Genomic DNA, 7,091 nt, shown 5'->3' on the forward strand with positions numbered 1-7,091 from the left:
GGGCCATGAGAAAGAACCTGCACCCCGCCTACCGTCCGGTCGTCTTCCGTGACCCGAGCGTCGGCTTCGCCTTCCTCACCCGCTCGACCCTGACCAGCGACAGGAGCATCGAGTGGGAGGACGGCAAGACGTATCCGGTCATCGACGTGGACGTGTCGTCCGCCAGCCACCCCTTCTACACGGGCCGTGGCCGCATCCTCGACACCGCCGGCCGGGTCGAGCGGTTCAACCAGAGGTACGGCAAGTCCTGACGACGCTAGAGGCCCATGGTGTCGGCCAGTGAGTCCATCTCCGCGGTCAGCAGCGTGGTCGCCCGGTGTCCCATTCCGGCGAACTGTCCCTGGACCTTCAGGCTCAGGACGCCCTGGAGCCGGCTCCACACCATGATGGTCCCGGTCAGCGCCGTGGCCGGGTCGCCGTCGGGCGCGTACGCCCGCACCCACTCGGCCACGGCGGGAGTCTGCTCCACCCAACCCAGCATCTCCTCCCGCAGCGGCTCCACAGCGGGCCCGCACCGTCCCTGCCCGAACACCGGCAGGAACGGCCCCAGCACCTCCCTGGCCCGATCGACGCTCTCCGGCGGCGCCTGGTAGCCGGGCGACGGCGTGCCCGCGAGCAGCTGGAAGACGTGCGGGTTGGCCGTGACCCAGGTCAGGAAGGCCCGCGCGAGCCCGTGCAGGCGCTCGCGCGGCCCGCCGTCACGGATCCCGGCGCGTACGGTGGCCGCCAGCTCCGTGTAGCCGTCGAGGATCAGGTCAGTGAGCAGGCTGTCGCGGCTGTCGAAGTATTTGTAGAGCGCGGGCCCGGTCATGCCCAGCTGCTTGGCCACCGCGTTGAGGCTCAGCGCCGCCGCCCCGCCGCCGCCGATCTGGGCGAGCGCGGCCTGCTTGATCTCGCTCTTGACCTGCTCCCGGTAGCGCTGCCGCGGTGTTGACATCCCCTCATTATCCGGGCTCATCAGCACACGTGACGTCATCCGCCGCACGACGCGAGCCCGCACGCGGCGTCATCCGCCCGTACGACGTGAGCGGCGGTGCCGCAGCACGGCCAGGTCGATCGCGGCGATGACCGCCACCGCGGCCGCGATCACGGCCTCCCAGACCCAGACCTGCGCGCCGGTGCTCATCGCGAGCACGGCGAAGACGACCGCCGCCACCACCCCGAGCACGAGCGCGACGAGCGACAGCACGCGACGCGCCCCCAGCGGGCTGCGCGCGGTGACCGGCTCGGTGCCCGCGCGGTTGCGCAGCCACATGATCGCGCTCCTCTCCGTCTCCGTCTCAGGCTCAGGCTCGGGCTCCGTCTCAGGCTCAGGCCAGGCACCTCAGCGCGGAGGCGACGCGCGGGTCGAGGCCGTGGGAGGCGGGCAGGCGGCCCACGGTGGCCTCGACGAACTCCGGGTACGACAGCGTGGCCGTGACATCGTCCACGGCCGCCACGATCTGGTCGGCCGACTGCTCCACCCGCACCTTGGCGTCCTGCTCGGCGAGCACGAACCGGCCCACCGCCACCCGCCAGGCCAGCCGGCCGGGGGCCTCCTGTGCGGAGACGGGCGCGCCGACGTCGTCGGCGTGGGTGGCGTACTCGGAGCCGTAGTGGAGGGCCTGCCGGCCCGTCGGATAGGGCCCCGCCATCGTGTCGAGCAGGGCGTCGGGGCCGAGGGCACGCATCTGCTCGCGGGTGGCGCCGTTCTGCGTCCGCCACTCCTCCAGGACCTCCTCGACGGGCAGGTCCCCGCGCCGCCGCACGCACCACTCGTTGAAGTCGTTGTAGCCGCCGATCCCCTCGTCGGCCAGGCGGCTCATCAGCTCCTGGACGGAGCCGTGCAGACACGCCTGGTTGTACATCTCCTCGCCGGCCAGGTGCGCCAGCACGTCACGGACCGTCCAGCCGTCGCAGCGGGACGGGCGCAGCCAGCCGGCCTCGTCGAGCCCCGAGAAGTGCCGGTCGAGCCGGGCGGCCTCGGCGTCGAAGATGTCGAACGGGTTGAGGTCTTTGAGCAGGTCGTCGGGCATACCCGGGACGCTACCCGTCAGGTGCCGACTTTCACGACCTTGTCGCCGATGGCCGACTTGACCTTGGCGTACTCGCCGGCGCAGGAGGGCGCGCGCTCGGGCGGGACCCAGCCGCCCTTGGCGATCCGGTCGTACCTGGCGGGGTCCGTGCCGTACAGCAGGCAGGCGAACGTGGCGGACTCCTCCATGCCCGACAGATGGCCGATGCCGGCGTGGCCGGCCAGCAGGTGGCGGGCCTCGGCGGCGGCCACCACGCGCTTGGGGGCGTCGGCGGCCAGCGCGAGCGCCGCGAACTGGTCGGCCTGCGCGTCGCTGTCAGGCAGGCCGTTGAGCGTGGTCAGGGCATGGCCGAGCTGGTGGTGGAAGAGCACGGACAGCGCGCCGTCCATGCGGTGCTCCTCGGCGTGCTCGCCGGTCTCCTCGGTCTCGGAGATGCCCTTGATCGTGTCGCGTACCGTGCCGACCAGCGAGTAGCACAGGGTGATCCGGCGCTTGTCGTGGTTCCAGCGGGCGGCGGGCTCGTCGCAGTCACGGGCGACGACCTCGACGCGCTCGGGCAGCCGGAGCCGCGTCTTCAGCACGCCGCTGTCCTTCAGCAGCCGCCTGGCCTCCTCGGCGCCGCGGGAGCCGGGCTGCTCATAGCGTACGGACAGTTCCGGGGCGGGGGCCGTCACCAGCGTGCTCGTCACGCTCAGGACGAGGGCGATCACCGGGTGCGGCATACGGAAGCTCCTTAGGGGGATCGATCAATGCAATGGGACTCACCATGCGGCGATTAAATGATCGATAAACCTTGGGAAAGGTAAAGATCCCCAGGAATGCCGGAGGCCCGGCCCACGAATGGGCCGGGCCTCAGACGATCTGGTGACTAGCGACGCCAGGAGTAGACCCGCACGTAGTCGGTGCGGCTCGTGGTGCCCTCGAGCTCACGGTCGCCGTTGTAGACGGCGCGGAACGTGCCGCTCTTGTAGGCGCGCGTCTTGGCGAAGAACTTGCCACTGCGCGAGGTCCAGTCGCTGGCGACCCACTTCCAGGCGCTGGAGCCGTTGGCGCGGTAGTAGATGCTCACGCGCTCGCCGCGGACGCCGTCCCAGTCGAAGCGGCCTTCGCGCTCCAGCAGGGTGCCGGAGAAGTAGATCGACCGGCCCTTACGGACCTTGTAGGGGTTGGCGCTGAAGCGGGAGATCCGCGTCTCGGCCTTGCCCTTGGCGATCTCGACGGCGAAGAACGCCGAGTCCTCGGCGAGCTTCTTGCCCTCGCCGTCGAAGGCCACGGCGGTGGCCTTCCACTTGCCGGCCGGGTCGTTCTTGTTGAAGCCGATGGCGTAGCGCCAGCCCTCGAGCTCCTTGAGGCTCTTGGTGCGCATCGTGTGGAAGCCCTCGGCGGGGGCCACGCTGAACTCGACCTTCTTGACGTCGCGGCTGGCGCCGACGTCGAAGTACGCGGTCGTCTCGGCGTCGCCCTTGACCACGACGGGGTTGGGGCTGATGTCCCGGATGACGAGACGGGTGTCGTGCTTGGTGGTGGCGGCGGAAGCGGCGCCCGCGCCGGTCACGAGCATGGATCCGCCCACAAGGGCGGAAAGGATTCCTACTGCGATCTTCTGCATGAGGGTGCTGATTCCTCTCCCCGTATTGACAACTTCAGACCCGGCTCGGGGGGCCGGGTCCCTCTACTACTTTGAGTCATCGGTTGGGGAAAAGGTTCGCTAAAGTTGCAGAAAATATTTGATCACAGGTTTAACCTGGGACGATGTCCAAAAAATCCCTTTTGAGACTGCCCGAGCCACTACAGTCTGCCGCATGACTGACGTCTACACCCTGGGGGAGGCGCTGGGGGTCGTCTCCAGCGGGCGGGTCCGCCACGAGAGCGAGGCCAGACTGGACGTCTGCGGGCCCGAGTTCACCCTGGCCATCGCCCTGGCCAGGCTCGGCCACCGCTCCGCGTACCTGGGCAAACTGGGCGCCGACGAGCTCGGTGCCAGAGCGCTCACCGCGCTCAGAGGCGAGGGCGTGGACGTCCTCGACGTGCGCGTGGCCGAGGGCACGCGCACGGGCCTGGTCCTCAGGGAGACGCGCGTGGGGCGCGAGCCCAGGATGATCCACTACCGCGCGGGCTCGGCCGGCTCGCTGCTCACCCCCGGGAACGTGCCGATCGACCGGATCGCCGCGGCGAAGATGCTGCACGTGACCGGAATCACGGCCGGCCTGGGCAGGAACGCGCTGGAGGCCGTGCGCGCCGCCGTGAGCGCGGCCAGGAACGCCGACGTGGTGATCTCCTTCTCCGTCGAGTACGTCCCCGAGCTGTGGCCCTCCGTACGGGAGGCCGAGGAGGTGCTCAGCGAGCTGGCCTGCGCCTCACACCTGCTCTTCCTCCGCCAGGACGAGCTCGACCTGGTCAAGCCCGCACTCACCCCCGAGCGCGAGGTCGTGGTCGACCGGGGCGCCAAGGGCGCCAGCGTCCGGGCCGACCGGATGCGGTACGACGTGCAGGGCTGGCAGGTGCCCATCGTGGACACCTCGGGGGCGGGGGAGGCGTTCGCGGCCGGCTACATCAGCGCGGCGCTCGACGGCCTCACCCCCCAGGAACGCCTGCACCGCGGGGCGCTGCTGAGCGCCGCCGCGGTGACCAGCGCGAGCGACTGGCAGGGGTTGCCCACCAGGGCCGATCTGTACGGTTAGTTCACGTTCAGGGTGAAGGTCGAGGTCGTGTTCCTGATGTCGGTGTGGTTGTTCGCCAGCCTGAGGCCGTTGATCGTGGCCGACCCGATCGCCGGGCCCTGACCCGGCTCGGGCAGCTCGTTCACCCAGATGCCGAAGCCGGACTTGGCGTCGAACGCGTCACCGCTCTTGCGCGCCCCGCTGATCGACACGTTCGTGAAGACCGTGTCCCTGATCGGGTTCAGCGGGGTGGTCGGGTTCTGGTAGCCGGTCTGGAACATGATCCCGCTGTACGTCGGGTCCACGATGTCCAGGTTGCTGACCCGGATGCCCTGGAACACCTTCGAGGAGGAGAACACCCACAGCGCCGGGAACGTCTGCTGTCCCCAGAAGTGCCCGCCCGCCCGTACCAGCGAGATGTTGTCGAACGTCGTCGGCGGGCTCGCGCCGAAGCCGTGCATCGGGTAGCCGAAGTCCAGCGAGCTGATCGTGATGCCCGAGTACACCAGCGTGTCGGCGATGTAGATGTTTCTGAACGTGTTGTCGTAGCCGCCGTACACGGCCAGGCCCGCGGCCCGCCAGGTCAGCAGCGAGGTCAGGTTCTCGAAGACGTTGCCGGTCTGCTCGCCGGAGTTGTGGTCGGTGGCAGAGAACAGCGCGAAGCTGTCGTCGCCCGTGGAGCGGGTCTCGACGTTGGTGACGTGGTTGCCGGTGCTGCCGTTGGTCAGGTTCAGGCCGTCGGCGAACACGTTCCTGATCCGCGCGTTCCTGATGGTCAGGTTGTCGGTGTTCGTCCCCCACAACATGCAGACCTGGTGCTCGATCCAGACGTTCTCGATCGTCAGGTTCGCCACGTTCGTCAGGTCGAACACCTTGCCGGGGCCGTCGATGCGCTCGACGTAGTTGCCGAAGTAGGCGAAGCCCGAGAACGTCGAGCCGTTCGCCGTGCCGTCGGCGCGGAAGCCGACGTCGGTGTTCTGCTGCCCCGAGGGGGCGTGGAACCTGGTGAACCACGGGCCGGCGCCGACCACCTTGATCGCCTTGCCGTAGACCTGGAACTTGCCGGTCGTCTGGTAGTCGCCGGCGGGCAGGTAGACGCCGGTCAGGCTCGCGTCCATCCGGGCCTTGTCGAGGGCGTTCTGCACGTCCTGGTGCCCGAAACCGGCCGGTACGGCGTACTTCGCCGGGTCCGGGTTGCCGGCCTGGGTGACCTGCTCGAAGTCCACGAAGTCGATGGCGTAGGTGGAGGTGTTGGCCGCGTCCTTCTGCAGCCGGATCTTGGCGCCCGCCGGGACCGTGGTGCCGAGCAGCAGGTTCGCCTCGTCGTAGATGTGCCGGGGCGGGCCCGAGCCGGGGTTGTTGTTCGGGCTCGACTCGGCCCCGTACAGCCAGGCGTAGCGGGAGGTGAGGTTGACGGCCTTGAGGAAGCTGCCGTTGACGTAGACGTTCAGGGTGGAGTCGATGCCGCCGCCGCCCGGGGCGTCGGGGATCGAGAAGCGGGTGACCAGGCTGTTCGTCGGCGCCCTGGTGGTGAACTCGACGTAGGCCCCGGTCTGGCCGAGCGTCACCGCGCGCCGCCCGGAAGCCTCGCCGGCGATCGTGCCGACGTCCCTGCTGGGGCCGACGCGGGTCGCGCCGCCGCCGACGGCGGCGTCCTCGGCCTCGTACGTGTCGTACGGCATGCTCGCGCCCCGCCCGATGAACAGCGGCAGCGTGCTGGTGTTGTTGGCCCGCTTGACCGGCAGCTCGTTGGCGTCGTCGGCGAGCACGGTGCGCACCGTGTACTTGCCGTCGGCCGCCGTCCACGTGCCCAGGGAGACCGGCGCGGTGGTGGCTCCGGCCGCGATGGCGCCGCTCGCCGACCCGGTCAGCGTCCTGACGACGGTCCCCGAGTCGTTGAGCACGGTGAGCGTGATGCCGTGGGAGCCCCCGCTGGATGCCACGGTGCCCTGGTTCCTGATCGCGACCGAGAACGTCACCGTGTTGCCCGCGGCCGGGTTGCCCGGCGTCCAGGAGACCGGGGAGGCGATCAGGTCGGCCGTGTCGACCGGCCGCACGGTCAGCGTGCCGGTGGTGGAGTTGTTGCCCTCGTTCTGCTCGGGGACCGCGTTCTGCTCGTCCACCCTGGCTTCGAGCTGGTACGTGCCCGCGTCCCTGGCCCCGATGTTCGCCGACACGGTCGCGGTGGCCCCTGCGGCCAGCGCGCCGACAGTGGCGGTGCCGACCTTGCTGTCCCCGGCGTAGAAGGTCACCGACGTGGCGGCGGAGGCGGCGGTGCCGGCGTTGCGCACCGTGGCCGACAGCGTCACCGCGTCGGTCTCCACCGGCGAGGCCGGGGAGGAGGTCAGGCCCGACACGGTCAGGTCGGGGTTGGGCGCGGGGGTGCCGAAGATCTGGAACTCGGCGACCTGGCCGC

General features: G+C 69.9%; 8 protein-coding genes. 2 read left to right on the forward strand and 6 right to left on the reverse strand.

Translation table 11 applies throughout. The features are described from left to right. Nucleotides 1-5 precede the first annotated feature (5 nt). Nucleotides 6-251 (forward strand): type B 50S ribosomal protein L31, encoded by a 246-nt coding sequence (locus ABFX54_RS13310; protein ID WP_346104621.1) that lies wholly within the window; start codon nucleotides 6-8, stop codon nucleotides 249-251. Nucleotides 252-256: 5 nt separating this feature from the next. Here ABFX54_RS13310 and ABFX54_RS13315 read toward each other — a convergent pair whose 3' ends face one another. The 5 genes from ABFX54_RS13315 to ABFX54_RS13335 all read right to left on the reverse strand — a co-directional run bounded on the left by ABFX54_RS13315 (nucleotide 257) and on the right by ABFX54_RS13335 (nucleotide 3,576). Further along, the gene (locus tag ABFX54_RS13315; RefSeq protein ID WP_346104623.1) at nucleotides 257-937 is read right to left on the reverse strand and encodes a TetR/AcrR family transcriptional regulator; all 681 of its coding nucleotides are present in this window, start codon (nucleotides 935-937) and stop codon (nucleotides 257-259) included. 69 nt (nucleotides 938-1,006) lie between these two features. Then, on the reverse strand, nucleotides 1,007-1,255 hold the full coding sequence (locus ABFX54_RS13320; protein ID WP_346104625.1) for a DUF6343 family protein: 249 nt from the start codon (nucleotides 1,253-1,255) through the stop codon (nucleotides 1,007-1,009). A 55-nt stretch (nucleotides 1,256-1,310) separates the two neighbouring features. After that, nucleotides 1,311-2,015 (reverse strand): maleylpyruvate isomerase family mycothiol-dependent enzyme, encoded by a 705-nt coding sequence (locus ABFX54_RS13325; protein ID WP_346104627.1) that lies wholly within the window; start codon nucleotides 2,013-2,015, stop codon nucleotides 1,311-1,313. Between the two features lie 17 nt (nucleotides 2,016-2,032). After that, nucleotides 2,033-2,737 (reverse strand): DUF4344 domain-containing metallopeptidase, encoded by a 705-nt coding sequence (locus ABFX54_RS13330; protein WP_346104628.1) that lies wholly within the window; start codon nucleotides 2,735-2,737, stop codon nucleotides 2,033-2,035. 146 nt (nucleotides 2,738-2,883) lie between these two features. Continuing rightward, nucleotides 2,884-3,576 (reverse strand): hypothetical protein, encoded by a 693-nt coding sequence (locus ABFX54_RS13335; protein ID WP_346104630.1) that lies wholly within the window; start codon nucleotides 3,574-3,576, stop codon nucleotides 2,884-2,886. 241 nt (nucleotides 3,577-3,817) lie between these two features. On the opposite strand from ABFX54_RS13335, the gene ABFX54_RS13340 reads away from it, so the two are divergent. Further along, nucleotides 3,818-4,696: a sugar kinase gene (locus ABFX54_RS13340; RefSeq protein WP_346104631.1), complete on the forward strand. Its 879-nt coding sequence runs from the start codon at nucleotides 3,818-3,820 to the stop codon at nucleotides 4,694-4,696. Here the strand turns inward: ABFX54_RS13340 and ABFX54_RS13345 are convergent. Beyond that, the coding region (locus tag ABFX54_RS13345; protein WP_346104633.1) for a CARDB domain-containing protein at nucleotides 4,693-7,091 on the reverse strand (2,399 nt) is incomplete at its 5' end. The genes ABFX54_RS13340 and ABFX54_RS13345 overlap by 4 nt on opposite strands.

It is taken from the genome of Nonomuraea maheshkhaliensis (assembly GCF_039529435.1).
Lineage (GTDB): Bacteria > Actinomycetota > Actinomycetes > Streptosporangiales > Streptosporangiaceae > Nonomuraea > Nonomuraea maheshkhaliensis.

What these genes read in the sequence shown, in the direction of transcription:
- ABFX54_RS13310 (WP_346104621.1), top strand. Translation starts at nt 6, where the DNA reads ATGAGAAAGAACCTGCACCCCGCCTACCGTCCGGTCGTCTTCCGTGAC.
- ABFX54_RS13315 (WP_346104623.1), bottom strand. Translation starts at nt 937, where the DNA reads ATGTCAACACCGCGGCAGCGCTACCGGGAGCAGGTCAAGAGCGAGATC.
- ABFX54_RS13320 (WP_346104625.1), bottom strand. Translation starts at nt 1,255, where the DNA reads ATGTGGCTGCGCAACCGCGCGGGCACCGAGCCGGTCACCGCGCGCAGC.
- ABFX54_RS13325 (WP_346104627.1), bottom strand. Translation starts at nt 2,015, where the DNA reads ATGCCCGACGACCTGCTCAAAGACCTCAACCCGTTCGACATCTTCGAC.
- ABFX54_RS13330 (WP_346104628.1), bottom strand. Translation starts at nt 2,737, where the DNA reads ATGCCGCACCCGGTGATCGCCCTCGTCCTGAGCGTGACGAGCACGCTG.
- ABFX54_RS13335 (WP_346104630.1), bottom strand. Translation starts at nt 3,576, where the DNA reads ATGCTCGTGACCGGCGCGGGCGCCGCTTCCGCCGCCACCACCAAGCAC.
- ABFX54_RS13340 (WP_346104631.1), top strand. Translation starts at nt 3,818, where the DNA reads ATGACTGACGTCTACACCCTGGGGGAGGCGCTGGGGGTCGTCTCCAGC.